The sequence below is a fragment of the Deinococcus humi genome (genome assembly GCF_014201875.1).
GTDB classification, from domain to species: domain Bacteria; phylum Deinococcota; class Deinococci; order Deinococcales; family Deinococcaceae; genus Deinococcus; species Deinococcus humi.
The window spans coordinates 651649-675705 of record NZ_JACHFL010000001.1; the positions used below are offsets into that span (position 1 = coordinate 651649).

At 65.8% G+C, this 24057-nt stretch carries 22 protein-coding genes; 6 read left to right on the top strand and 16 right to left on the bottom strand.

Translation table 11 applies throughout. From position 1 onward, the window contains the following. Positions 1–26: 26 nt before the first annotated feature. From HNQ08_RS03280 to HNQ08_RS03305, 6 genes are all read right to left on the bottom strand, one after another. Entirely contained in the window at positions 27–1592 is a 1566-nt protein-coding gene (locus HNQ08_RS03280; protein ID WP_342355674.1) for an ABC transporter substrate-binding protein, read from the bottom strand. Next, the gene (locus HNQ08_RS03285; protein ID WP_184127638.1) at positions 1585–3003 is read right to left on the bottom strand and encodes a M20/M25/M40 family metallo-hydrolase; all 1419 of its coding nucleotides are present in this window, start codon (positions 3001–3003) and stop codon (positions 1585–1587) included. The genes HNQ08_RS03280 and HNQ08_RS03285 overlap by 8 nt, the downstream gene beginning before the upstream one ends. A gap of 42 nt (positions 3004–3045) precedes the next feature. Continuing rightward, on the bottom strand, positions 3046–3903 hold the full coding sequence (locus HNQ08_RS03290) for an ABC transporter permease (protein WP_184127639.1): 858 nt from the start codon (positions 3901–3903) through the stop codon (positions 3046–3048). Next, positions 3903–4856, bottom strand: a complete 954-nt coding sequence (locus tag HNQ08_RS03295) for an ABC transporter permease (RefSeq protein ID WP_184127640.1) — start codon at positions 4854–4856, stop codon at positions 3903–3905. The genes HNQ08_RS03290 and HNQ08_RS03295 overlap by 1 nt, the downstream gene beginning before the upstream one ends. 55 nt (positions 4857–4911) lie before the next feature. Then, positions 4912–6465, bottom strand: a complete 1554-nt coding sequence (locus HNQ08_RS03300) for an ABC transporter substrate-binding protein (RefSeq protein WP_184127641.1) — start codon at positions 6463–6465, stop codon at positions 4912–4914. Positions 6466–6546: 81 nt separating this feature from the next. After that, positions 6547–8301, bottom strand: coding sequence for a M28 family peptidase (locus HNQ08_RS03305; RefSeq protein WP_184127642.1), 1755 nt, complete (start codon positions 8299–8301; stop codon positions 6547–6549). Between the two features lie 78 nt (positions 8302–8379). On the opposite strand from HNQ08_RS03305, the gene HNQ08_RS03310 reads away from it, so the two are divergent. From HNQ08_RS03310 to HNQ08_RS03325, 4 genes are all read left to right on the top strand, one after another. Further along, positions 8380–9198 (top strand): IclR family transcriptional regulator, encoded by an 819-nt coding sequence (locus HNQ08_RS03310; protein WP_184127643.1) that lies wholly within the window; start codon positions 8380–8382, stop codon positions 9196–9198. Positions 9199–9426: 228 nt separating this feature from the next. Continuing rightward, the gene (locus tag HNQ08_RS03315; protein ID WP_184127644.1) at positions 9427–10782 is read left to right on the top strand and encodes an alpha/beta hydrolase family protein; all 1356 of its coding nucleotides are present in this window, start codon (positions 9427–9429) and stop codon (positions 10780–10782) included. A gap of 113 nt (positions 10783–10895) precedes the next feature. Next, positions 10896–11114 carry a hypothetical protein gene (locus HNQ08_RS03320; RefSeq protein ID WP_184127645.1) on the top strand — a complete coding sequence of 73 codons (219 nt, stop codon included), beginning with the start codon at positions 10896–10898 and terminating at the stop codon, positions 11112–11114. 120 nt (positions 11115–11234) lie between these two features. Next, positions 11235–11513, top strand: coding sequence for an MmcQ/YjbR family DNA-binding protein (locus HNQ08_RS03325; RefSeq protein WP_342355675.1), 279 nt, complete (start codon positions 11235–11237; stop codon positions 11511–11513). Between the two features lie 125 nt (positions 11514–11638). On the opposite strand, the gene HNQ08_RS03330 is transcribed toward HNQ08_RS03325, so the two are convergent. The 10 genes from HNQ08_RS03330 to HNQ08_RS03375 all read right to left on the bottom strand — a co-directional run bounded on the left by HNQ08_RS03330 (position 11639) and on the right by HNQ08_RS03375 (position 21779). Next, entirely contained in the window at positions 11639–12412 is a 774-nt protein-coding gene (locus HNQ08_RS03330; RefSeq protein WP_184127646.1) for a class I SAM-dependent methyltransferase, read from the bottom strand. A 125-nt stretch (positions 12413–12537) separates the two neighbouring features. Then, positions 12538–13380 (bottom strand): c-type cytochrome, encoded by an 843-nt coding sequence (locus HNQ08_RS03335; protein WP_184127647.1) that lies wholly within the window; start codon positions 13378–13380, stop codon positions 12538–12540. A 172-nt stretch (positions 13381–13552) separates the two neighbouring features. Next, positions 13553–13921 carry an MGMT family protein gene (locus tag HNQ08_RS03340; RefSeq protein ID WP_184127648.1) on the bottom strand — a complete coding sequence of 123 codons (369 nt, stop codon included), beginning with the start codon at positions 13919–13921 and terminating at the stop codon, positions 13553–13555. A gap of 51 nt (positions 13922–13972) precedes the next feature. After that, the gene (locus HNQ08_RS03345) at positions 13973–15754 is read right to left on the bottom strand and encodes an N-acetylmuramoyl-L-alanine amidase (RefSeq protein ID WP_184127649.1); all 1782 of its coding nucleotides are present in this window, start codon (positions 15752–15754) and stop codon (positions 13973–13975) included. A gap of 187 nt (positions 15755–15941) precedes the next feature. Next, positions 15942–16823: a peptidoglycan-binding domain-containing protein gene (locus tag HNQ08_RS03350; protein WP_184127650.1), complete on the bottom strand. Its 882-nt coding sequence runs from the start codon at positions 16821–16823 to the stop codon at positions 15942–15944. Positions 16824–17227: 404 nt separating this feature from the next. Further along, entirely contained in the window at positions 17228–18109 is an 882-nt protein-coding gene (locus HNQ08_RS03355) for a TAXI family TRAP transporter solute-binding subunit (RefSeq protein WP_184127651.1), read from the bottom strand. Between the two features lie 22 nt (positions 18110–18131). Then, positions 18132–18332, bottom strand: coding sequence for a hypothetical protein (locus HNQ08_RS03360; RefSeq protein ID WP_184127652.1), 201 nt, complete (start codon positions 18330–18332; stop codon positions 18132–18134). A 13-nt stretch (positions 18333–18345) separates the two neighbouring features. Further along, positions 18346–19104: a hypothetical protein gene (locus HNQ08_RS03365; RefSeq protein ID WP_184127653.1), complete on the bottom strand. Its 759-nt coding sequence runs from the start codon at positions 19102–19104 to the stop codon at positions 18346–18348. Positions 19105–19192: 88 nt separating this feature from the next. After that, a complete protein-coding gene (locus HNQ08_RS03370; protein ID WP_229789653.1) occupies positions 19193–20212 on the bottom strand; it encodes a C39 family peptidase in 1020 nt (339 codons plus the stop codon). A 139-nt stretch (positions 20213–20351) separates the two neighbouring features. Continuing rightward, positions 20352–21779: an alpha/beta hydrolase gene (locus HNQ08_RS03375; protein WP_229789655.1), complete on the bottom strand. Its 1428-nt coding sequence runs from the start codon at positions 21777–21779 to the stop codon at positions 20352–20354. A gap of 239 nt (positions 21780–22018) precedes the next feature. On the opposite strand from HNQ08_RS03375, the gene HNQ08_RS03380 reads away from it, so the two are divergent. Continuing rightward, positions 22019–22600 (top strand): hypothetical protein, encoded by a 582-nt coding sequence (locus tag HNQ08_RS03380; protein ID WP_229789657.1) that lies wholly within the window; start codon positions 22019–22021, stop codon positions 22598–22600. 60 nt (positions 22601–22660) lie between these two features. Continuing rightward, a complete protein-coding gene (gene hemL / locus HNQ08_RS03385) occupies positions 22661–24040 on the top strand; it encodes a glutamate-1-semialdehyde 2,1-aminomutase (protein ID WP_184127655.1) in 1380 nt (459 codons plus the stop codon). Positions 24041–24057 lie beyond the last annotated feature (17 nt).

The following is a 24057-nucleotide window of genomic DNA, read 5'->3' on the forward strand; positions in this document are numbered from 1 at the left end:
AGAACGAAAAGGGCTGGCGCTCTGACCTACTTCTCGACGGTGTCGAGCTTCTCGGAGCCGGTGGGGCTGGGAATCCAGCCTTTGACCCCGGCGCCGCTGGCCACCAGCAGGCGCGAATGGACGATGGGAATCCGCACGGCGGCATTGAATAAGATCTCGTCCACCTTCTGGTAGAAGGGCAGGCGCTGGGCCGGGTTGGGCAGCTTGCGCGCGCTTTCCAGCGCGGCGTTGGCCTCCGGGCTGTTCCAGTTGATGTCAGTGGTGGCACCGGGGGCAATCAGGTAGGTGTAGGCGCTGTCCGGATCGGTCACATAGACGAAGCCCAGCATGAAGGCCTGGAACTTGCCGTTCTGGCGGTCTTCCAGATACTTGGCCCAGTCCTCGGTCTTGAGGTTGACCTTGATCCCGATGGCGCTCAGGTCAGCCGCCATCGCCTCAGCAATCGGTTTGGGCGTGGGGTAGTACGGACGTGACACCGGCATGTACCACAGGTCCAGCGTGAAGCCGTTGGGATAACCCGCATCGGCCAGCATCTTCTTGGCCGCCGCCGGGTCAAATTTATAGTCAGTCACGCTCTTGGCGTAGTTCTTGGCCAGCGGCGGCGGCAACAGGTGGCCGTCGGTGGTGCCCAGACCGTTCCAGAAGCTGTCCACGATGGCCTTCTTGTTCAGGGCACTGGCAATCGCGGTGCGCACCCGCACGTCGGCCAGCGGCTTGTAGTCGGTGTTGAGGCCTAGATACCCCAGGTTCAGCGCCGGGCGCAGCACCGCGTTCAACTTGGCGTTGCTCTGGATTGCCTTGAGCTGATCGGGCAGCAGTTCGGCGGCGATATCCACCCCGCCGGTCAACAGCTCGTTGAGACGCCCGCTGGGATCCTTGACGAAGCGGAACAGCAGCCCATCGGACTTCGGCAGCCCCGAGCGGAAGTAGCTGGGGTTGCGGGTCAGCTCGACGTTGACGCCGCTGGTCCACTTCTTCAGTATGAAAGGGCCAGTCCCGACGGCCAGACCCGCTGGCGTGCCGTACTGTCCTGGGTTTTTCTTGATGGCTGTTGGAGAGGCGATGCCGAACAGCCCGGAATCGGCCAGCACCGAACCCAGGGCCGGATACGGCTTGTCCAGAATGATGTCGATGGCGTACTGGTTACGCACCTTGACGTCCTTGACGATCGAACCAGGCTCACCCTTGAAGCCGCCCAGATTGTTCTTCCAGCCCAGGAACGGTTTCTTCGCACCAAACTCATTGCTGGGGTCCCACCAGCGCAGGAAGTTGAAGCGCACAGCTTCGGCATTCAGTGGCGTACCGTCATGAAACTTGACGTTCTGGCGCAGGTAGAAGGTCCAGGTCAGGCTGTCGTTGCTGACCGTCCAGCGCAGCGCCAGGTCCGGTTGCAGTTCCACGGTGCCCGGCTTGAAGCTGATCAGGCTGTTATAGATCTGGGTGGTCACGTAGGCGGTGTTCCCATCGGCGGTCACGCTGGGGTCCAGGCTGATGGGTTCGCCGCTCAGGCCGAACACGATGGTTTCCGCGGACGCGCCACCTGCCATCAACAAGCCTGCCAGCAGCCATCTGCGCATGTTCGTCTTATTCATGTGCGTCTCCTTGTGGGGCCTGTGGCCCCCGCGTGAATTCGTCCAGGAAGGTGACCATCGAACGTTCGAAGTCCAGAATGCCCGCCACCGTGCAGTACTCGTTGCTGGAATGCTGCCGCGAGCCGTGGCCCAGCCCGCCCGTGACGTACGGTAGGCCCAGCTGCCGCTCGAACACGTAATACGGCGCGCTACCGGGGTTGATCGGCCACAGTTCCAGCTCGCCGCGTAGGCCCTGGTAGGTGCGGATCATGGCCTGAACGGCGGGTTCGTCCAGGCTGAGCTTCGACCACGGGTACTTGTTGTAGACCTTGATCTCAATATCGGAGAAGCCTCCTTTGTCCAGATGGGCGCGCAGCCCGGCCAGGACCGTGTCGGGGTCCATATCGGGGACCATCCGCACGTCCACCTTGGCCGTCGCCTGGTGGGGCAACACGGTTTTGGTCTCCGGCCCGGTGTACCCCGCGAACAGGCCGTCGATGTTGAGTTGCGGCTGCGAGAACAGGCGGTGCCAGGCTTGGCGATCGTCACTGTCCTTGAGCCGCCGCACGGCGTAGGCCTCGCGGAACACTCCGGCATCGAAGCGGCCCGCGTCGATCTGTTCGTCAAGCAGCGCCGCCTCGCGCTCGGAAAGGGGGCGGACATCATCGAAGAAGCCGTCCACCAGAATGTTCTCGTCGTCGTCCACGAAGCTGGCCAGCGCACGCGTCAGCCGCCACACCGGACTTCTAACCCAGGCGTTGTAGCTGCCGTGAATGCCGCGCTCGCTGGGGCCGCCCCAGTCCCCGCCCGTGCAGATCAGCTCGACGTACAGCATGCCCTTGGTCCCCAGCACCAGGCTGGGCATCCCGGCCTCGTCCTGCTCGAAGAAGGGAAAGAGTACGGCGTCGGCGCGCTTGAGCTTTTCCGCATACCGCTCGGCGAAGGCGGGAAACGAGCGGCTGCCCATCTCCTCCTCGCCCTCGACGGCGAACAGCAGATTGACGGGCAGTTTTCCCTCAACGCGCATGATGGACCGCATGGCCGTGAAGAAGGCGGCCAGTGGCCCCTTGGTATTGACTGCGCCCCGACAGATGACGCTCGGCCCCAGGCCCGGCAGGTCATGGATCTCGGCCCCGAACGGTTCGGCCATCCAGCCGTCCTCATCGGTGGGCATCACGTCGTACATGCCGTAGATCAGCAGGGTTTTGGGTGCGTCCTGCCACAGTTCGCCGTACACGATGGGATGGCCCGGCGTCTCCACCACCTCGGCCTCACCGCCCAGCCCGGCAATCAGGTCGGCCACCGCCTGCGCGGTCTCGGCGATGCCCTCCCCGGTGTAGCTGATGCTGGGCTGCCGCAGGAAGCTGCGGATGTCCTCCAGATCCTGATCGAAATGCTGCTGCAGGTCGGCGTGAATGGCGTTGACGTTCATCTTCCTCCTTGTTGGGCTTGTGGTGGGGTTCAAGCGTGGGCTTCAGCGTCCCTGGGGATCGCTGGCGTCGCGCAGACCGTCCCCCAGCAGATTGAAGGCGACGACCGTGATCAGGATCAGTGCGCCGGGATATACCGCCAGCCACGGGGACGAGTACATGTAGTTCTGTGCGCCGGTCAGCATGTTTCCCCAGCTGGCATTGGGCGGCTGGATGCCCACCCCCAGGAAGGACAGGGCCGATTCGGTCAGGATGGCAAACGAGATGCCGATGGTGGCGTTGACGATCATGGTCGGGTACACCTGTGGCAGCACATGCCGCCACAGCACCCGCAGCTCGGAGGCTCCCAGCGCGCGGGCGGCCTCCACGCTCAGTTCCTCGCGCTCACGCAGCACCTCGCCGCGTACCAGGCGCGCCAGGCCCATCCAGGAGGTCAGCCCGATGACCAACACCAGCTGGGTCAGCCCCGCACCGAAGAAGGTCAGGGCCAGCAGGCTGATGAAAAAGCCTGGAATCGCCAGCATGCCGTCGGTCAGGCGCATCAGGACGGCGTCCGTCGCGCCCCGGAAGAAGCCCGAGAGCCCCCCGATCAGCACGCCGAAGACCAGCGAGACGGCCACCGCGAAAAAGCCCACCGCCAGCGACACGCGGCCGCCCAGCATCAGGCGGATCAGGACGTCGCGGCCATTTTCATCCGTTCCCAGGGGATGCTGCCAGCTCGGCCCGGCGAACTGCTGGGAAAAGTCGATGGCTTCCGGCGAGACCCGGTAGATCAGCGGCCCGAGCAGCGCGAAGGCCACGATCAGCAGCAGCACGGCCAGGGACCACACCGCACTGGGGTTACGCCGCAGTTTCTGGGCGCTGCGTTGGGCGGGCGACAGGGCCAGGGTCTGCTGCACCATTAAGCCTCCGCCCGTACGCGCGGGTCGAGCCAGGGGTACAGCAGGTCGATCAGCAGATTGAAGGTCACCACCGCCAGCGCCACAAACAGCGTGATGCCCATGATCAGCGGGTAGTCGCGGCCCAGCGCGGCCTCCACGCTCAGGCGGCCCATGCCCGGCCAGCCGAAGATGGTCTCGGTGATGGCTGCGCCCCCGATCAGGCGCGGCAGTTGCAGGCCCACCGCCGTCAGAATCGGGATGGCGGCGTTGCGCAGAATGTGGCGATACCGCAGCGCCCACTGCCCCACGCCCTTGGCGCGGGCGGTCCGCACGTAGTCCTGCGTGCTGACCGTGCGGGTGCTGGAGCGGGTGTAGCGCAGGATCTCGGCGATGCTGGCCGCCGACAGCACCACGGCAGGCAGAATCAGGTGCCGCAGCAGATCGGGCAGGTTGCCTTCCTGTCCGGCGGTGTTCATGCCGCCAGCGGGCAGAACGCGCCAGGTGACGGCGAACAGGATGATCAGCAGCAAGCCGAACCAGAACACCGGCACCGCCACGAAGACCAGGCTGACGGTGCTGGTGATCCGGTCAAAAGCGCTGCCGGGGCGCAGGCCGCTGGCCAGCCCCAGCGGCAGGGCCACAGCCAGCGTGAGGAGCAGCGAGGTCCCTGCCAGGATCAGGGTGTTGGGCAGCCGGGTCATGATGATCTGGACGGTGGGCGCGCCGTACAGGAAGCTGCTCCCCAGATTGCCGCGCGCCGTCTGGCCGGCCCATTTGGCGAACTGAACGGGGAGTGGATCGCTGAGGCCCAGCCGCTCCTCGATGGCCTGACGCTCCACGACAGACAGCTTGGGATCGGCCAGCAGTGACGGCCCGCCGGGCGCCAGACGGACCACGAAGAAAGTGATGATGCCGACCATGACCAGCACGATCAGGGCATGGAACACCCGCCTGAGCAGGTATGAAAGCGTCATCTCTCCTCCTTCAACGAAGTGCCTCGCCGCCACCGCCTGAGTTCGGTCCCCGGATCTACTTCAGCTGGAACTCCTCGCTGTGGCGCAGCGCGTCGCGAATGCCCAGGTCCGGCAAGCCGCTCAGGTTCTTGCGAATGGCCTGCAGTTCTTTGGGGTAGTACAGCACCAGCACGGGCGGATTGGTCATCTCCAGCCGCTGGAACTCGTTGTAGATCTTCTGGCGCTGCGCCACGTCCGCCGTCTCGCGCCCCCGCTTGAGCAGCTCGTCGGCCTTGGGATTGGAGAAGAAGGCGCTGTTGTTGTCCTGCCCGGTGGCGTAGTAGGAATACTGATCCGGGTCAGGCGGCGTGGTCCACCAGATCAGGTTGGCGTCGTACTTGCCCGGCAGCAGGTAATCGCGCACCAGCGTGGCAAATTCCAGCGGCTGCAGGGTCACGTCCATACCGATCTTTTTCAGGTCCTGCTGCACCGCCAGCGCCGCCTGCTCGCGGCTGGGATTGCCGCGGTCCACGATCAGGGTGAACTTGAACGGTTCACCCTTGGCATTGACCAGTTGCCCCTTGGCGTTCGCCTTCCAGCCAGCCTGGGCCAGCAGCGCCCTGGCGCGGGCAGGATCGAACTGGATGGGCTTGATGGATTTGTCGTAGTACTTCTTCAGTGCGGTGGGCAGCGTGCCGGTGGGGTAGTCGGCGTAGCCCTTGAGCACGCCGTCGATGATGGCCTTGCGGTTGACCGCGTACTGCATGGCCTCGCGCACCTTGGCGGGGGCGAACAGCGGGTTTTTCTGGTTGAAGAACACCAGGAAGTGCTGCACCGCGTTGGCCTGCTTCAGCGTGATGTTGGGATCGTTCTGCAGGCCGGCCAGATTGTTCGGCTCCACGTTGACCCAGTCGAGTTCGCCGGAACGGAGCTGAGCCACCTGCGCGTTGATGTCGGGCACCACCTTGAAGACCATGCCGCTCAACTTGGGTTTGGTGCCGTAGTAGTCCTTGTTGGCCTCCAGTGTGATGCTGGCGCCCGGCACCACCCGCGTCACCTTGAACGGTCCGGTGCCGATGGGGGTCGAACGGTTGAAGGCGGTGGCGTCGTTCAGGGGCTTGCCGTCCAGCAGGTGCTTGGGCAGGATGCCCGCGTTGTGGCCCAGCAGTGTCAGGAACGGCGCGAAGGGGCGCGAGAGGGTGAATCTGACCGTTGTGGGATTGACCGCCACGACGTCCTTGATCGAGGAGAAATCGGACACCAGCCGCGAACCCGACTTGGGATCGGTGGCCGCCTTGAAGGTGAACACCACGTCGGCGGCGGTGAACGGCTTGCCGTCGTGCCACTTCACGTCGTTGCGCAGGGTGAAGGTGTAGACCAGACCGCCGTTGGTGATGGTCCACGATTTGGCCAGGTCGGGTTCGGGCAGCAGATCCTCGTTGGGCCGCACCAGCCCTGGAAAAATGACCTTGTTGATCAGGACCGATCCCAGATCCGGCGCGATCACCGGGTTCATGATCGGGTCATTGATCAGCGGCAGCTTCAGGGTGCCGCTTTGCGCCTGGGCTGTGCCGGGGACGAAGGTAAGCCCGAGGGTAAGAAGGCCGACGCTGAACAGACGCTTGGGCATGGGGTTCTCCTTTCGGTACCAGTGAAGGGCGAGGAGGAACTTGCTTTCGGCTGGACGTGGGCTGATGGAGAGACTCGTGTTTCAGCTCGGGACGGGCAAGGCCAGTGCGCGTTCCACCGAGATGCGCGCCTCGCGCAGGGCAGCCATCACGCGGTTCTGACCGCGCATCAGGTGGGTGCGGTAAAAGCCGACGCGCTCAGGGGCGGCGTGGGGCAGGTCCTCGGCCACGACCAGATCCGGCAGCGGGGGGATGGACTCGGCGGGATCGTGAAAGAAGGCGGCCTCGCGCGTGAAGTTCACCCGCACCAGCTGGCGGGCCAGGCACATCTGGGCCTCGTTGATGGCCCGCACCTCGGCGGAAGTGAGCGGCTGGTCCTTCAGGCTGGCGGCCTGCGCACCAAGCTGCCCCACGGCAGAACGCAGGCGGGCGATTTCCGCGCGCAGCGGCTCGAATCTGAAGTGGTCGCCAGCCGCCGCCTGGTAGCGCTCGACGGTGGCGCGGAAGTCGTCCAGCGTCAGCGTGAAATCGAAAGGAATCACCGTGCTGTTGGCCGTGCGCATGGCGGCCAGCAGATAGATGCGGATGTCCTTGAGCAGGATGTCGCGGTCCGCGATCTCCAGCAGGTCATCTTCCGTGTGCCAGGCGATGTTGCCCCCGCAGCCCCCCACCGCGTAGTAGTCCTTCTCGGCGCGCAGGTCGTCGGGCATGGTGGACAGCAGCATGAAATAGCCGCTGAGACCGATGTTGTTGAACGAGTAGTCTCCGGCCTGATGGGGCCGCTCAGCGCGCAGCTCCTTGCCGGTCACGTCGCGGATCAGTTCGGCGGCGAAGCGCTCGGTTTCGGGCATCAGGCTCACGTCCTGGTACTCGGTGGCCCAGCGGCAGCCGGGCGAATCACAGTTGATCTGCGCGATGCAGTTCTCGTTCAGGTCCAGCCCAAAGGCGTCCGCGTACCACGTGCTGCCCGCATAGCGTCCGGTGGAATGCCCCGGCCACCAGGCGATCTTGACGCTGCGCCGCAACCCGTCACGGTGCGCCCAGAGCACCCGGGCAATTTCCAGCAGCGTGGCGTCGCCCACCGCATTGTCGCCGATGCCGTAATCCCAGGAATCGTAGTGGCCGTGGAGCAGCACGAACTTTTCCGGCTCTTCTGTGCCGGGGATGGTCACGACGGGCACCGGGGACTCGAACCAGCCCTCGTTCAGGTCGGTCGTCAAGGTCACCTCGCCGCCGGAGCGCGCCCACTCGATCAGGCGTTGCCCATCCTCGGCGTTCACGTTGACCACCGCCACACCCGGCTTGCGCGGCAGGTCATACAGGTCCGGGCTCCCCCAGATGGTGGTGCAGACCCCCCAGTGAGCGCGCTTGCCAGGATTGATGGCGATGACCGCAAGTGCGCCGCGCCGTTCCAGATCGCTGACCTTGCCCGGCATCCCGAAGCCCTCGCTGACCACGATCTTGCCGCGCACATCCAGCTCGTCGGCCGGCGCCTGGCGCGAGAACAGTTCGTCGGCGTCCAGGGCGTAACCGCTGGGTTGATACACCAGCGGCGCACTCAGCCCCTGCGGGAAGATGGCGCTCATCGCCATCGCTTTGGCAAACAGCGTCACGCCGCCCATGGTCACGCTGGCCGACCGTGGAATGCTCAGGAACAGTTCGGGGTGGTGAATCTCCACGGGCACGCCGTGTTGGGTCAGGCGTTCGGCAATCAGCGAGGCCGCCTGCCTGACGTCTTCGGGATCTTCTCGCTTGAGGGTGGTGAACCGTTCGATCAGTTCCCACGGGGTATCGAGGTTCACGGCGTCCAGGATGGTCTGCTCTGCGGAGCTGATCATAATCCCCCCATACAGTTCACTGTATGAACTAACGATTCACCAAGTGATGCGACTAGGCGGTTATTGTCTGGGAAGCGCATGAAAAAGTCAAGTGAAAGCTTCCAAACCGCTGAGCCGGAATACGGCATTACTGCTCTTGAATCTGCGCTCCAGGTGCTGGAAGCTGTGGGCGAGCATCCTGGGCTCAAGGCAAGGCAACTGGCCGAGTTGACCGGGTTGACCAAGAGCAAGGTCTTTCGCATCATCCGCACCCTTGAAAGTCTCGGCTACGTCACCCTGGACGCGGACCACGCCAGCGTCCTGGGACGCAGCGCTTACCTTCTGGGCAAACGCGCCGAGCAGCAGTGGTCCCTGTCGCGGGCGGCCACGCCCGTTCTGGATGAGCTGGCGGCCCTGACCATGGAGAACGTCCATCTGGTCGTGCGCGAGGGGTTGCACTCGCTGGTGGTGGACGTCCGCATCTCGCCCCAGCCCATCCGGATGTATGCCCAGGTGGGGCGTATCGGGCCGCTCCACGCGGGCGGCACCCCCAAAGTCCTGCTGGCTTACGCCCCGGAAGAGGTGGTCCAGGAGGTCCTGCATTCCAATCTGGATCAATTCACCGGCACCACCGTCAGCAACGCCGACGAACTGCAAGACATTCTCCGCCGGATCCGGGCCGATGGCTACCATCTCGCCGTGTCTGACCTCGAGGAGGACACGTTCTCAGTCGCTGCGCCGGTCTTCAACCATCAGGGAACCGTGATTGCCGCGCTGAGCGTCGCTGGCCCCGTGATGCGGCTGGACACCGGCAAGCGCCGTGAGTTCATTTCTCTGGTGGTTGACGCCGCGCACCAGTTGTCCCAGGCCCTGGGGTACCGCGGAGACCTGTCGGCCGTGAGCCGGGCCGCGGATTGAGGAGCTTCGGCGGGGTCAGCCGCAAACTGCTTCAGGGGTCTGTCGTTGGGGATAAATCGGCCAGCATGACTGGGAGGTGATACAGAGACCCCAGAGTTATAGCCGTGTCCCGGCGCAGTCCTACACCCCGGCCCCACTTTAGAGTTACCCTGGAACGCGCAATCGACAATCCAACCGCACCGTCCCCTGGCGGCAAGTGCCGCTGCACGCATTCCGGAGGTTCCCGTCATGAAAAGATCCGTCCTGTTCCTTTCGCTGGCCCTGCTCATGCCCGTCGCCCAGGCCCAGCTCGCGGCCTCTGCCTCGTCCCAGTCGGTTCCCGGCGACACCCGCCCCGACGCACCGGAGTTGAGTGCACGCGGCCCCTACACCGTGGGCGTGCGGACCTTGACGCTGACCAATCCCGGCCAGCTTGACATCGTGAACGCTCCCAAGGAAGGCGACATTCCGCGCTATAACCGCCCGCTGACGGTGGAGGTGTGGTATCCGGCCCAGGGCGACAGCGGCAGTGGCACCACCAGCTACACCGATGTGCTGGGCAGTGGGCCGGGGGACCCCAAGCGGCCCAACACGCCGTTCACCATCCCAGGCCGCGCCACCCGTGACGCGCCGCCCGTGGCCGAGAAGGCTCCGTACCCGCTGGTGATCGTGTCTCACGGCTATCCGGGCAGCCGCTTCCTGATGACCTACCTGACCGAGAACCTGGCGAGCAAGGGCTACGTGGTGGCCTCGATTGACCACACCGACAGCACCCACGGCGACAAGGCTGCTTTTGCCAGCACGCTGCTCAACCGCGCCCTGGACGACAATTTCGTGCTGTCCGAGATGGCCCGGCTGGGCGCGGCGGGCAGCGGCTCGCCCCTCAGCGGGCTGATCAATGCCGACAATACCGCGCTGGTCGGCTACAGCATGGGCGGCTACGGTGCGCTGAATGCGGCGGGAGCGGGCTACGGACCGGAGATGCTGCCGCTGGTGCCGGGCGGGGCGCTCAAGGCGCGGCAAACGGGGAACTTCAAGGTGGACCCGCGCATCAAGGCGGTGGTGGCCTTCGCGCCGTGGGGCGGGGACGCCGCCGTGCGGGGTATCGGCGTCAACTTTGGCGGCAAGTACGGCTTCTGGGACGAGGCCGGGCTGGCCGGGCTCAAGGTGCCCACGCTGTTCGTGGTGGGGGACCGTGACGACGTGGCCTACTACGAGGGCGGGGTCAAGCCGCTGTTCGAGAACGCCGTGAACGCCGAGCGCTACCTGCTGGTCTACGAGAACGCCTCGCACAACAGCGCCCCCAACCCGCCGCCCGCCACGTCACTGGGCAGCTTCGACGACTACATGCACTACGCCGAGCCGGCCTGGGACATGGGCCGCCTGAACAACCTCAACCAGCATTTCGTCACCGCCTTCCTGGACTGGAAGCTCAAGGGCAAGACCGAGGACGCGGCCTACCTGAACGTCCCCACCCCCAGGTCCAACGACATCAAGGTCAGCCGCAACGCCGACGGCACCCCCAAGGCCGACGACACCTCCTGGAAGGGCTTCAAGGCCCGCACCGCGCGGGGAATCGAGCTTTACAAGATGATGCCCAAATAGGGCGGATGTAGCCGAAGCGTGCGGCCTCCTGGAGGGCCGCGCGCTTCTCTTTGCCCTGCTGTGCCTTGAGCCCCCTCTCAACTTCCCCTGAAATGGAAAGGCCATGCTGGGGCATGACCAGAAACGATTCCAGCAACGAGCAAGGCGCCCAGCCCACCCCCCATCCGCCCGAAGGCCTGCCACAGCGCACGCTGCCCGAGGTCCCCGCCCCCACAGGCGACGGCATGACCGCCGGGGAAGTCACGGGCCTGCTGGGCGGCGACGCCTCCATGACGGAAGCAAACCTCGCGCTGGAAGCGGAAGAGGGCGTAGGCCCAGCCGCCGAACGCTGAACGACGGGAGCCGGACCAGATGCGAACCGTGGCCGAACTGCGGGAGACCTGCGCGCGGCTGCCCCGCTCGGAGGAGACCTTTCCCTTCGGCCAGGAGACCAGGAGACGCTTGTCTTTAAAGTGGGCGGGAAGGTCTACGCCCTGACGGACATCACCGCCGATCCGCTCACGCTGTCACTCAAGGTGCGTCCGCCGCATGGCGATGAGTTGCGCGCTGCCCACGATGCCATTGCTTCTGGCTACCACCTGAACAAGCGCCACTGGATTCCGGTGACGCTGGACGGCAGCGTGCCTGACCCCCTGCTCAGCGATCTGCTCGAGGGAAGCTATGCCCTGGTGACGGCGGGCCTGACGCGGGCGCGACGGGCTGAACTGGGCTTGTCAGCGGATCAAAAATGAACCGTGGGCAAAAACGGTGTCATCCGGATGGAGTGGAGAAAACCGTGTGCAGGCGGGAAGCTGGCAGACGAGCCCTATTCCATTGGGTTAACGGGAAACAGCCAGCCCCTGTCTGCACGGCAGGCTCAGGGGCGGTCCAGCCGCACCACCATCATCTGCTCGTGGTGGGCGATCAACCGGCCCCCGGCGTCGTATTCCAGTCCAGCAGCCTGCCGCTCGGCGGCGCTCAGGCGGTCGGCATGGGCGCGCAGGCGTTCCACCGTGGTGGGCGTGCAGCCAGACTGCGCCGTCCACCACGTGAACTCCAGACGGTACGGCACCAGGGTGTGCCGCGTCCACACGAATCCTGCCGCTGCCGTCAGGTCCTGCCACGCCTCCACGGTGCGCTGGGCGTGGTGACTGGGATCGCGCAGGGTCTGATACTCGTCCATCCAGACTTGCGCGGCGGACGTGGGGCTGATCTGATCGGCGATGACGAGGCGCCCACCCCCTTCCAGCACGCGGTGAGCCTCGGCCAGAAAGCGGTCCAGGTGCAGGAAATGATGCGGCGCGTGGCGCGACGTGACCAGCGTGAAGGCAGCGTCGGGAAAGGGAAGGTTCTCGGCGCTGCCCACCACGAAACGGGCATTGGTCTGCCCGTCTTCCCGAGCGCGTTGCCGGGCGTGGTCCAGCATCAGGTCAGCCAGATCGAGGCCCACGACTTCGCCGACAAAGGGGGCCAGCGCGTGTGCGGTATTGCCCGTTCCCGTTGCCACGTCCAGCGCGCGGTCCTCGCGCATCGGCGCAGCGTACTCCAGCAGCACGGGCAGGCTGGGGCCATGTCGGTGGACCTCACTGGCAGCGTACTTGCCGGCGTGGGCGTTGAACTGGGCGCGGCTGGAGTTGGATTCGCTGGGCATGCCCGGATTGTGCGCGCTCTCCGGATCTGACCTCGGCGGATGTCTGGAGGGCTTGAACAGAGCGCCTCCAGACCAGTGAAATCGCCGCCCACGTAAATGGGGCGGCGACTTTGGAACGGCGGCGGTCAGTTCAGGGTCTTGATGTGTGCCAGAAGGTCAGCCACCTGCTTGTCGCTGAGCTGAGCGTCACTGAAGCGGGGCATCACGGCGCTCAGTTCGCGGCCCTCGGGCACCTTCCCCTCGCGCAGCACAGTGGTGAACTGCGCCAGCGTCCACCCCTTGGGGCCCTGTTCGGTGAGCAGGCTGGGGCCGATACCGCCGCTGCCGTTCGCGTTGTGGCAGCCTGCGCAGTTGCTGGCAAAGATCGTACTGCCAGCCTCGGCATCACCCTCCGCAGCGTTGGGGGTGGGCGCCGCGTCGGCCTTGCCACCAGCAGCCACCGACTCCGCCGTGGCGTCGGTGTCCTGCTGGTCCGGACCGCCCGTGGTGTTCTGGGCCACAGCGGGGGACTGCGAAGCGGGCAGCTCGCTGCTGCTGCTCTGGTTGTCGGCGGGCGTTTCGGTGGTAGGGGCGTTGGTCTCGGCGGTCTCTGCCGTGCTGGCCGTGTTTGGCTGGGCGTTGGTCTCTGTCGTGGCGGACATGTCCGACTGGTCTGCGGTCCCGCCCGCCGTACTGCCGGACTCCGCACTGCTTGATCCGGCACTACCCGATTCGGCATTACTCGTCTCAGCATTGCCCATTTCTGCGTTGCCCGATTCAGCGGTAGCTGAGCCGCCAGGGGTCGTCGTGGTGGTCTGCTCGGCGGCAGTGGGCGCCTTGGCCGTCTCACCAGGGCCGGCCATCAGCCGTGGGGTCACGATCAGCAGGGTGACGCCCAGGACCACGCCCAGGGTCACGCCCGCCATCCAGGAAGCCAGACTGCCCTCAACCCAGGGGTCACGGCGAAGCTTGGGGTGCGTTCTGTTCATGACCCCCAGCATACGCTGGGAGCGTCGGGACGTGCCGCCCTTTCCTGTTTTAGGCGGCCTTTAAGCAGGTCTTGAGGCTCAAGCTTCAAGGGCGGCCAGCCCAGGAAAGTCGGAGAGGAATACGCCAGCCCTTCCGGTCCACAGCCACCATTGAACAGCCCCGCCTTCTCGACTAGAACAGCGCTTCTGGGGGGGCGTCGCGGTCTTCCTCGGGCCACCACTGCCGCGCGGCCAGATCACAGCGCCCGGAAGCGTCAAAGGCCACGCCCTCGGCGCTTAATAGCCGCTCCTGAAGGCTGCCGAAGCCCAGCTTGTGGGTGCTGACGCGGCCCTGAGCATTGATAACGCGTTGCCACGGCAGATCGGCCCCGGCGTCATCCTGGCCGCCCATCAGGCCATTCATGACGTGGCCCGCCTGTCGCGCCGCGCCGGGGCTTCCGGCCAGCAGTGCCAGCTGGCCGTAGGTCATGACCCGGCCCGGTGGAATGCGCGCCACCAGCGCCATAACCCGCGCCCGAAAATCGCCTGGAACCCCGGCCATGTGCCCGGAGCCCTCGTTTACTGCTCTTCCATTCTCGGGTTGCTGCGACACCTATTTGCCCGCGCCGCCGATTGCGCCGCCGTCCACGATGCCCGTGACCAGCGCCTCGCGAATGCCCTGCGCGATGCCCAGCGCCACGCGGTCACGGTAGTTGGTGTCCTGCAGGTTCTGGCCATCGACCGGGTGACTGGTGTAGCCGATCTCAATCAACGCGGCGGGGATCCGGCTGTTGCGCAGCACCGCCAGCGACTGACTGTTCTTGAGGCCTTGCGAGTACGCTCCGGTCTCGTTCACCACGTTGGTCTGGAGCAGCGCCGCCAGCGTGCTGGACAGCGGATGGTTGGGATTCCACCACGTCTCGACCCCGTAGCCGCGCAGGGCGCTCCGGGCCTCCATGGCATTCACGTGGATGCTGACGAACAGCTGCGTGCCCGGTGTGCCCATCCTGGCGCGCATGGTCAGATCGGTGTTCTTGTCGGGATTCAGCTCGCCGTCCCGATCACGGGTCAGGACCACGTCTACCCCAGCAGCGCGCAGCAGGGCCGTCACACGCAGGGCCACGTCCAACACCACCTCTTTCTCGATCACTGCCCCCACCGCGCCGGGGTCCCGGCCACCGTGGCCCGGATCGATGACCACCCGAGGGCGCACGGAGGTGGCACTCAGGGCCAGGATGGCCATGCCACGCGCCGCCGGAATGGGAGGTACGGCGGCCAGCAGTTTTTCCTGCGGGGTCAGCGGGGTCAGATCGGCCAGCGCGGGCGACAGGTCAATCGCCAGGCGCGACAGGTCCCCGCTGGCGGGGGGCAGCAACTGGGCGCGCCAGCCGCTGCGGGGTGTGGTGGGCGCGCCGGTCAGCAGCGTGAAGACCGCCCCGCCCGGCGTCGCCTCGGCCCGCCATGAGCGCAGTTCGGGGCTGATGTTCTGCGCCACCTGCGGCGTCACGCTGACGCCCGTGAGTTCCACCCGCAGCCCGATACCGCCCGGCACGATCCGGTACGCGGTGCCTGGTGGCAGGTCCAGCACCACCCGCGTCTGCCCCGGATTTTTGCCGATACGCGGCGGGGTCAACAGCGCACCTCTGGCTGTGCCCGGCACCTGACCACTCAGGGCACTGGGCATTTCCGAGTTGGCACCGGGCAGCGCGGGCGCGGGCGGCAGCGCTCCCCCCGGTGCTGGGGTCACCGTGTCGCCCGGAGGCAGCGTGGTGTGCGCCGGACCGGTCGCCAGCGGAGCCGGCGGGGTGGGGGCAGCTGTGGCAGCAGGAGCGGCAGGCACCACGGCTGACGGTGCGGTGCTCTGCGCCACCGTGCGAACCAGTTTACCCAGTTCCGGGCTGGCCCCGCCGTTCACGGTTGAGCCGAAGTCCAGGATCAACACCCGGCCACCGTTGCCGATGGTGGCTTCCATGGCCTGCCAGCCACCGGTCAGGGACAGCGGGTAGGGCGTGATCAGCGTGGCCTGGCCGCCCCCGGCACGGTACTCGCTGACACTGTCGCCCAGCCTGCCGGACACCGTTGGCAGCACCCGCGCGCCCTGCACGTCCAGCCGCAAGCCACTGAAGGTGGGCGTCAGGGTGTAGCTGACGCCGTTTGGCAGATCAAAGACGACGCGCGTCACGCCGCCGTTCTGGCTGGAGCGGGGCGAGCCGAAGGTGGCGTTCTGAACGCCAGTCAGGTTGATGGGGGCCGGAGCAGTGCCCGCCACGCCCTGCAGCATGGGCACGGCCTGTGCCGGAGCCTCGCGCACGAAGGGATCGCCGCTCTGCGCTAACCCGGCTCCAGCTGCCCCAAGAAGCATGGCAGATGAGAAAAAAATGATCTTCTGCTTCATGACGCTTCCCACTATTCAATGTTCAAGGTGAGAAATGCTGTGCTGGTCCTCATCAATGCCTCTTTGAGCGGCTGTTAGAAATCTCATAGAGCAGTTGTCCGTCCGTGGAGATGCTGGGAAAGTATCCAGCAGGGAACGTGGGTTGAGGTTTATGCCAGGGCTGCCCGACGTTGCCTTTGGGTGGCTCTCAGGGAATCGCGGGGGCATCGAAGCGCTGTGCTTGGGCCGAGAAGAGCCGCTCCCAGGTCACGCGGTCCACCACGCCGGTCACAGGCAGACCATTGGCCTTTTGGAACACGCGTACGGTCTGGGCCGTGACCGGACCATACCAGCTGTCACCCCGCCCCGGGCGCGCTGGACGCATCAACGCGATCAGGCGATTCTGCACGGCCAACACGTCAGGGCCGTTCAGCCGTTCCTCCTGCAATCTCAGCGTGCGGCCAAACGGTACGGGGGCCAGCTCCGCGACACCTGGGGACGGGGTGGCGGCTGCGGCGACGGATGCCGTGTCCCCAGCAGTTGGAGGCGGGGTCTGGGCTGGCTGAGACGGGGCAACCGTCTCCGGGTGAGAAGACGCCTCGGATGCGTGGGGGGCAGACACAGCCGGGGTCAGGGTCACGCCGCCGATCTGGGTGGCTGCGGCTGGCGTCGTTTCGGTGGCGGGGCGGTCCGTCTGTGCCGCTCCTGTCTGTTCCGGCGGCAGGTCCAGGTAGAGCAGCGTCTGAGCGCGGCCATCCGGGTCCGGCTGGAGACGCAGGTAGATGTAGCCGCCTGCCGTCTTCAGCCAGTTGTAGACGCTGCGCTGCCCGTCGCGGCTGCGCCACACCCCGTACAGATCGTTTGCCATGGCTGAGTTCAGCCCAGCCCGCGCAACCTCCACGGTGTCGCCCACGCCCACGCACCGCTTTTCCGGAAAGCCTATTCTGGCAAAACTGGCCGGGCAATCCCGCAGAACACCGCCCAACGTCTGCGCCGTCCTCATCGCCGCCTCCTCTAGATCAGCCCCTCCGGGCGCGGCGCCGGCAATGGCGGTGAGCAGGGCGAGGGCCAGGGGGACGGCGCGCTTCATACCCGTAGTCCTAGCATGCAGAAGCTGACGATGGCTGAGGAACCAGCGGGTCTTCGCACATTTTCCAGCCCTCAGGGTTGGCCCACGCGCGCTGAGACAAGGCCGTCAACTGGCCGATCAAAGCCTGCTTCCAAAAGCGAAGCGCGAGGCGGAAAACCTCCCAGAGCCGACATCCAAGCCGCAGGAAGGGCGTCTCAGCTGTCTGGAACTCCTGGCCCGACAGGGGACGCCAGAGCGCTGCCGTCAGCCGTCCATAGTCTCAGTCGGAGGCGGGGGCTCCGGATAGACTGGACGAATCGTCTGTCATGGCCTCTTGCGGAGCGCTGGACAGCGACAGTGAACCGGTGAGACACGTGTTTCAGACAGTAAACGCCTTCTCAGGCACGGACGGATTTCCGCTCCGCCTACTTGTATTCCGGCCAGGGCCACGTCTTGAAGGTCACCTGCTGCCATTTGGGGTGCATGCCCTCATCCTCCTGCAGGCTGATCAGTTTCCCCACAGCGCACTTCTGGTAGGCCAGCAGGCGCTCTTTCTTGTCGGGGGTCTTGAAATCGCGCGTGACCAGCACGCTCTGCACGGCGACGGTGGGCACGCCCGACACGCTCAGGTTGGGGTACAGCAACTTGGCCGAGGTGTAGATGCCCTCCAGGGGCGGGCTGAAGGGCAGCGGAACCAGCCGCAGGCCGCTGAGCCCCTTGACCCAGGCAGCGGGCTGGCCGATCACCGCCAGCACGGCGTCCACCTGACCGGCATTCAGGGCCGCAAAGGCGGCAGGCTGGTCCTTGACGGGCACGATGCTGTACGGCACCGCCAGCTTGGCGCTCAGGACCTTGGCCGTGATCACGCTGCCGCCCCAGGCCGCCACGCGTTTGTTTTTCAGGTCATTAAAGGTCTGCACGCCCGTCACGGTGGTCTTGCCCAGAAAGCTCTTGCTGGTCACCGGCGGCTTGGCAAAGATGTGAATTTCTTCGTCGTACAGCGGCAACAGCGCCTTGATGTTCGCCACCCTGGGGTCCTGATCGATCTGCTGGCGGGCCTTGAGCACGTCGCTCTGCACGAAGGCCAGCGAGACCTCGTTGTTCATCAGCAGGTCGATATTGTCCAGACTGCCACCTGTGCCGCGCTCCTTGAGGTACGCGCTCTGGGTACAGACCTGGCCGATGTTCTTGAACATGGCGCTGTAGGTTCCGGTGGGGCTCCCGGTGGCGACGTTGAACGAAATGGGATCGGCGGCCTGGGCCGCGCCCAGGGTAGACAGCAGAAGAAGACTCAGAACGCGGGTCATAACGGACCTCCAGGGGAAGACTTCACTTCAGCTCGCCGTAGCCGTCCCCGTTGGTGGCGTCGGGGGGCGTGGCCGGAGTGGACGGTGTGGCAGGCGAAGAGGCAGGAGACGGGGTGGTAACCGTGGAACCGCCAAAAAAACCCTGTTGATCCAGATAGATAGCAGCGGCACACAGCAGCAGGATGGCAGCGAGGACGGCCGTCAGGACGCGGGCGCGGGTCATGGTCTCTTCCCTCTCATCCGGCGCCTCCACGGGCGCGGCCCGACTGCTCACCGGCGGCCAGCGCCTCGTCCAGCAGGGCGGCGTTGCGGCCCGCGCGGCGGGCGATCTCGCTCAGGGCACTCTCGGTGACGTGGCGGTCCTCGGCGCTCAGATTGGCCTGTTGCAGGGCAGAGGCGACGTTGCCCTTGGCCTGCGCGAGTTGCGTGTCGATGCGCGCCTTCTTGATCTGACGGTCGAACTCCCCCAGATCCGCCCGCAGGTCCGAGAGGTGCGTCTGGGCGCGGGCGAAGGCGTCACGGCTGACCTGCAGATCGTTTTCCCAGCGGGCAATGTCGGCAGCGTCCATGTCTTTGCGGTTGGTATCGATCAGGCGGCGGAAATCTTCCAGGTGACCGTTGGCCTCGGCCAGCTGGCGGCCCTTGGCGGTGATCAGGTTCTCGAACTGCTTGCGCTGCAAGATCAGCGTTTCCAGCGGCATGGCGCGGGCCACCGCCTCCTTGGCGCGCACCCGGCCCGCGTTCAGGGCCATCATCAGTGCCGGCAGCAGCACGATGACCGCCAACAACGCGACGCCGAAGGCCGCAATGGTCACCGTGGTCAGGGCCACGTTGAACAGCGCCACCGCCGCGCCGCCCAGCATGGCCAGCGCCAGTACACCGCCCCCGGTCGCCAACACCACTTTGCCCGCCGTGACCGGCCGGGGAGCCAGTTCGGTGCCGCTGCTGGAAGGCCGCAGGTTGATCACCGTCTCCTGGGGGACAGGTTCGTTCATGCCCCTTTATACGGCTTGCGGGCGCACAGGGTTGCCGCAATGGCCGGTGCAAGGCCCGTCCCACCGTCTCAGGCAGAATCGGGGGGTTTTACAGCGCTGCCAGTTCCGCCTGCGCCGCGGCAAAACCCGGACGCAAGCGCAGCGCCTCACGGTAGGCCGACTGGGCCTTTGCCGTCTGACCCTGGCCGGCCAGCGCCCGCCCACGCCAGTAATACATTTCCTCGTGGGCGGGCGCGTCGCGTAAGACGGAGTTCGTCAGACGCAGCACGTCGTCGTAGCGCCCATTGCGCGTGTACGCCTCCAGCAGACCGAAGGAGTACCACAGCGTGCGCCACGGCAACCCACCTACAGTGCGCGCCGGGCGCGTAGGATCGAGTTTGGGGTCTGGCCGGGCGGCGAGGGCCGCGTCGAAGGCCCGCACCGCGCCGCGCGAATCGCCCAGGTCCAGCTTGGCCTGCCCCACGTTCAACCACGCCACAGCGTCGTTTTTTGTCTGGGCCTCGGCCAGCGCCACGCGCAGGGCCGCACGTTTCGACATACGGGCGTCGGCGTGATACCCCAGCGCCTCGTCCAGCCGGGCCTGCCTGTTCTGGGGGGCAACCACCAGAAAGGTGCGTCCAAAGGAACGCCACAACTCGTCGAGTTCGGCGTACGTGAAGCCCAGACGGCCCATGTACGAGTCCAGCGCCGAGAATTTGCCCTTCGCGTCGTCATAGCCGGTCAGCAGTCGGTAGTGGCCCATGCCTCCGCTATCGTGCGTGACGAACCACGTTTCCACGATCACCGGGAATCCGGCAGCCAGCAGTCGGCGCAACATCAGCGGAGTGCCGCCGCGTGCCAGGTGAACGGCCATCCCCTGGCCACGCGCGAAGGCAGCGAGTTCCTCGGGGGAAACATTTACATCTCCCCTGTTGGCCTTCAGTTTTGGCGCGATGTCGTACTGGTTGAGCGTCCCGCCCCAGCGGCTCAGGGCCATGCCCACCGTCACCGGGCCGCAGTTGTTCAGCCGCTGGTATTCATGCTTGACGTCACCAATGCTGACCTGTGCGGGTAGGGCCGAGGCCATGCCGAGGAGGCCGCAGGTGAGTAGGGGAAGCAGGGCGCGCATTACCTCTATCCTCGCCAGCCTTCATGATCTGGGACTGAGGGGCGAAGGTAAGCGGAAGAACCTTTGTGGTCCCGGCGGCAGGATCACGTCATAGGAGGAAGGCGGGCGCGAGACTGGCCCGCCTTCCTCCTATCGAATGTTAGTTACTCGTCGTCGACACCGGGCAGGGCGCTACCCCGGCGCGGGTTTCGCGGGTGAACTTGCAGCCATAGTTGGGATCGGCGATCACGGTGGGCGTGGTCACGTCGTCTCCGGCGGGTTTCGCACCTCCTGCTTCCCACTTCACCAGATCATTGAAGCCCTCCACCAGTTCGGCTCCCACAAATTCACAGTGCCCTGCTGCGCGGATGGCCCTCTGGACCAGCCGACCGGAGTTCGCATTGGCCGCCACCGCCTTGCTGTAAAGCTGTTCATGCTTGAACGGCACGTAAAAGTCGCCAGTGGTATGCATGGTCAGCACCGGCACGTTGATCTCGCCGTTCACACGCGGCAACCAGCGCAGCGCACCCTGGCGCGCTGGGTTGGCGTCTGCGTCAGCCGTCACGCGCAGGATGGCGTCGTTGAAGGCTTGCTCGGCCACGGTAAGGGTATCGCCGCTAGTCCAGCGGTAGGTGACGCCCGTGTTGCCGTAATAGTTCTTCGTCAGGATGCCGTTCAGTGTGCCGTCCGAGCCGCCAGTAGACAGCACCGCGCTTTGAAGAGCCCCGACGCTAAAGCCAAGGTTGAATACGGGCCGCTCGCCGCCGGTGAGTTGCTTGGCAAGATCTCGCAGCTTGGCACCCTGAGCGCTGTTGACCTGCCACAGCGGGCCAGAAGTGTCGGTGAAGAGCGCCGCCTTGATATCGGGCAGCAGCTTCTGGAAATCGGTCTGTGGATAGCTCTGCGCGCCATAGCCAGCCAGCTGCGCGGCGGCCAGCGTGTAATCGCCCAGCCACTGGAACTCGTATTCCTCATCCATCACGCCGCAGACCGGCATGGCCGCCGCGTACGTCACCTTGTTCTTGGCCGTGTTCAGGGTTTCTTTCTCGACGGCCGCTCCCGCCACATGACCGCCCATGCTCACGCCCATGATCAGGTACTTGGTGGGTTTAGTCTTGCCGGTCAATTCAGTGAATTTCAGGGCCAGCGCATTGGTGTCCTCCACACCGGACTGGACATCGTAATAGTTGCTGGAATAGCTGCTGGCGGCCCAGGCATAGCCCAGTGACAGCCAGTAATCCCGCAGCGGCGGGGCCAGCACGTTCAGCTTGTCGCCCGTGCCCGCGTACCCGTGGGTGTACATGATCAGTTGCCCGTTCCAGTTGACCGGAACCTCGATGGCGTAGGCAGCCTTGCCCTGAAGCCCGTCGTAGAGGCCCTGAGACAGGGCCGCGCCAAGGTGGGCTTCAAACGTGGGTGTTACCGCCGTAAAGGTGCGCTTGTCCTGCTCACGGGTCTGGGGCGTCGGCGTGACGACGGGACTGCCGCAACTCGACAGAATCAGGGTCAGCCCGGTTACCAGGAGCGAGGCCTTGCGGGCCGTGTGCGGGCGGGAACGGGCAGCAGTGGAACGGGTCTGTGCGGTCATGGGGCCTCCAGGGTACGGACGCGAAAGCTCTCCCTGTGCCGGGCAGCAGCACAAAGATGGGCATATGGTGTGTTGAACGTCCGTAATCTAACGCCCCTGGCGGCGGTCCTGTCAACCTCCGTCTTCCCTCGCCGCCCCAGCCTGGGAACTTTCCTGACCCCGCTCCCGTACCCTGAGGGCATATGAGATCAAGACGTGGACCGGGATGCGGCTGCCTGGGATGTGGCGGTGGGTTGCTGGTGCTGGCACTACTGGGCGCGCTGGCATGGTTCGTGGTGGTCAGACCCGTGCGCGAGTTCGTGGCCGCGTGGAACCCGCCGCAGAGCCAGAGTCAGACCCAGACGACGCTGCCGACGCCGAACCAGACTCCCTCGGCGAATGCCGCGCCCCTCACCCAGAGCGACGTGCAGAAATTCGTCCGCATCCGCCGGGATGAACGCGCCGCCCTGGGCAACAGCTTTTCCGCTCTGCAGACCGTCTGGGCCGAGGTCCAGGCCGGACAGACACCCAATCTGCTGCAGATCGTGAACGTGTTGCGACAGGCGGGGGGCAGCATCGGGAAGGCCCGGGAGGCGCAGAGTGCCGGCCTGGCACGCGAGAACATGAGCGCCAGGCGCTACGCCGAGGTCCGCGCTGGGATCAACCGCGCGCTGGGCGTGCCGAATATCGACTTCGCGCAGGCAGCGCAGGCCCTCCAGAGCGGCCAGCTTCCCAATCTGGACGGCACGGTGACGGAGGCTAGTGCCCGTGAGAAACAACTGGTGGCCCCATTCAGACAAGAACTGGAACTGACGGCGGCGGTGGGCCTCCTGGGGCTCTGAGCCCGCCGACTGTTGCTTTCCTCTCCCCCACTCCGCCCGGGCTCCGCTAAGGTGCAGGGTATGACCCAGACGACCTCCTCAACCGCGCAGTCCGAGGCGCTCTTTGCCCGTGCCCGCGCCGTGACGCCGGGCGGCGTGAACAGCCCGGTGCGGGCCTTCAAAAGCGTGGGCGGCACGCCGCGTTTTATCCGCGAGGCGCACGGCGCGTACCTGACCGACGTCGACGGCGCGCGTTACATCGACTACATCGGCTCGTGGGGACCGATGATCCTGGGCCACGACCATCCGGCGGTGCGCGAGGCGATTTCGGACGCCCTGCAATACGGCACCAGCTTCGGCGCACCCGGTGAACGCGAGGTGGAACTGGCCGAACTGGTCACCCGCCTGACCGGCACGCAGAAGGTGCGCTTCACCAGCAGCGGCACCGAGGCCACCATGAGCGCCCTGCGGCTGGCCCGCGGCTTCACGAATCAGGGCGGGACCGGGCGCAAACTGATCGTCAAGTTCCGGGGCAATTACCACGGCCACGCCGACGGCCTGCTGGTGGAGGCGGGCAGCGGTCTGATGACCAATCTGGACGGCGCCCTGGGCGCATCGGCCCCCAGCAGCGCGGGTGTGCCCGAGGAGTACGCCGCCCTGACCCTGGTGTGCGAGTACAACGACCCGGCGGCGCTGGACACATTGATGGCCGAGCGCGGCGCAGAGGTGGCCGCCGTGATCTTCGAGCCGGTGGTGGGCAATGCCGGGGTTCTCATTCCCACGCCGGAATTCCTGGCCGCGCTGCACCGCGTTCAGGAGGCGGGCGCGTTGCTGATTGCCGACGAGGTGATGACCGGCTTCCGCCTGTCGCTGAACGGCGCGACGGGCCTGCTAGGATTGAGGCCGGACCTGACCTGCTGGGGCAAGATCATAGGTGGGGGGCTGCCGGTAGGTGCTTATGGCGGGCGGGCCGATGTGATGGATTTTGTCTCTCCGCAGGGACCGGTGTATCAGGCCGGAACCCTCAGCGGCAATCCGCTGGCGATGGCGGCTGGGCTGGCCACCCTGCGGACGCTGGAGGCTGACCCCGGCCTCTACGAGCGGTTAGAAGCGTACACGGTCCGGCTGGCCGACGGCCTGAAAGAGGCGGCGGCAGAGGCGGACGTGCCGATCAGCGTCAACAGAATCGGCTCGATGCTCACGCCCTTTTTTCAGGACGCGCCGCATGGCTCGGTTCGCAACTACACCCAGGCGTCACGCAGCGACACGCAGGGCTTCGGCAGATGGTTCCAGGGCCTGCTGTCACGGGGCATCTACTGGGCACCCTCTCAGTTCGAGAGTATTTTCGTCAGCGCCTCACATACGAGTGCCGAACTGGCTGCCACACTGGAAGCCGCCCGCGCCGCGTTCGCCGCCCTGAACAGCACTGCTTCCGCCACCCATGAAGGAGTTTCGCCTTGACCCTCGTTCAATCGAAC

Bases quoted from the DNA above. Each gene is read 5' to 3' on its own strand.
- HNQ08_RS03280 (WP_342355674.1), bottom strand. From the start codon at position 1,592: ATGAATAAGACGAACATGCGCAGATGGCTGCTGGCAGGCTTGTTGATG.
- HNQ08_RS03285 (WP_184127638.1), bottom strand. From the start codon at position 3,003: ATGAACGTCAACGCCATTCACGCCGACCTGCAGCAGCATTTCGATCAG.
- HNQ08_RS03290 (WP_184127639.1), bottom strand. From the start codon at position 3,903: ATGGTGCAGCAGACCCTGGCCCTGTCGCCCGCCCAACGCAGCGCCCAG.
- HNQ08_RS03295 (WP_184127640.1), bottom strand. From the start codon at position 4,856: ATGACGCTTTCATACCTGCTCAGGCGGGTGTTCCATGCCCTGATCGTG.
- HNQ08_RS03300 (WP_184127641.1), bottom strand. From the start codon at position 6,465: ATGCCCAAGCGTCTGTTCAGCGTCGGCCTTCTTACCCTCGGGCTTACC.
- HNQ08_RS03305 (WP_184127642.1), bottom strand. From the start codon at position 8,301: ATGATCAGCTCCGCAGAGCAGACCATCCTGGACGCCGTGAACCTCGAT.
- HNQ08_RS03310 (WP_184127643.1), top strand. From the start codon at position 8,380: ATGAAAAAGTCAAGTGAAAGCTTCCAAACCGCTGAGCCGGAATACGGC.
- HNQ08_RS03315 (WP_184127644.1), top strand. From the start codon at position 9,427: ATGAAAAGATCCGTCCTGTTCCTTTCGCTGGCCCTGCTCATGCCCGTC.
- HNQ08_RS03320 (WP_184127645.1), top strand. From the start codon at position 10,896: ATGACCAGAAACGATTCCAGCAACGAGCAAGGCGCCCAGCCCACCCCC.
- HNQ08_RS03330 (WP_184127646.1), bottom strand. From the start codon at position 12,412: ATGCCCAGCGAATCCAACTCCAGCCGCGCCCAGTTCAACGCCCACGCC.
- HNQ08_RS03335 (WP_184127647.1), bottom strand. From the start codon at position 13,380: ATGAACAGAACGCACCCCAAGCTTCGCCGTGACCCCTGGGTTGAGGGC.
- HNQ08_RS03340 (WP_184127648.1), bottom strand. From the start codon at position 13,921: ATGGCCGGGGTTCCAGGCGATTTTCGGGCGCGGGTTATGGCGCTGGTG.
- HNQ08_RS03345 (WP_184127649.1), bottom strand. From the start codon at position 15,754: ATGAAGCAGAAGATCATTTTTTTCTCATCTGCCATGCTTCTTGGGGCA.
- HNQ08_RS03350 (WP_184127650.1), bottom strand. From the start codon at position 16,823: ATGAAGCGCGCCGTCCCCCTGGCCCTCGCCCTGCTCACCGCCATTGCC.
- HNQ08_RS03355 (WP_184127651.1), bottom strand. From the start codon at position 18,109: ATGACCCGCGTTCTGAGTCTTCTTCTGCTGTCTACCCTGGGCGCGGCC.
- HNQ08_RS03360 (WP_184127652.1), bottom strand. From the start codon at position 18,332: ATGACCCGCGCCCGCGTCCTGACGGCCGTCCTCGCTGCCATCCTGCTG.
- HNQ08_RS03365 (WP_184127653.1), bottom strand. From the start codon at position 19,104: ATGAACGAACCTGTCCCCCAGGAGACGGTGATCAACCTGCGGCCTTCC.
- HNQ08_RS03370 (WP_229789653.1), bottom strand. From the start codon at position 20,212: ATGCGCGCCCTGCTTCCCCTACTCACCTGCGGCCTCCTCGGCATGGCC.
- HNQ08_RS03375 (WP_229789655.1), bottom strand. From the start codon at position 21,779: ATGACCGCACAGACCCGTTCCACTGCTGCCCGTTCCCGCCCGCACACG.
- hemL (WP_184127655.1), top strand. From the start codon at position 22,661: ATGACCCAGACGACCTCCTCAACCGCGCAGTCCGAGGCGCTCTTTGCC.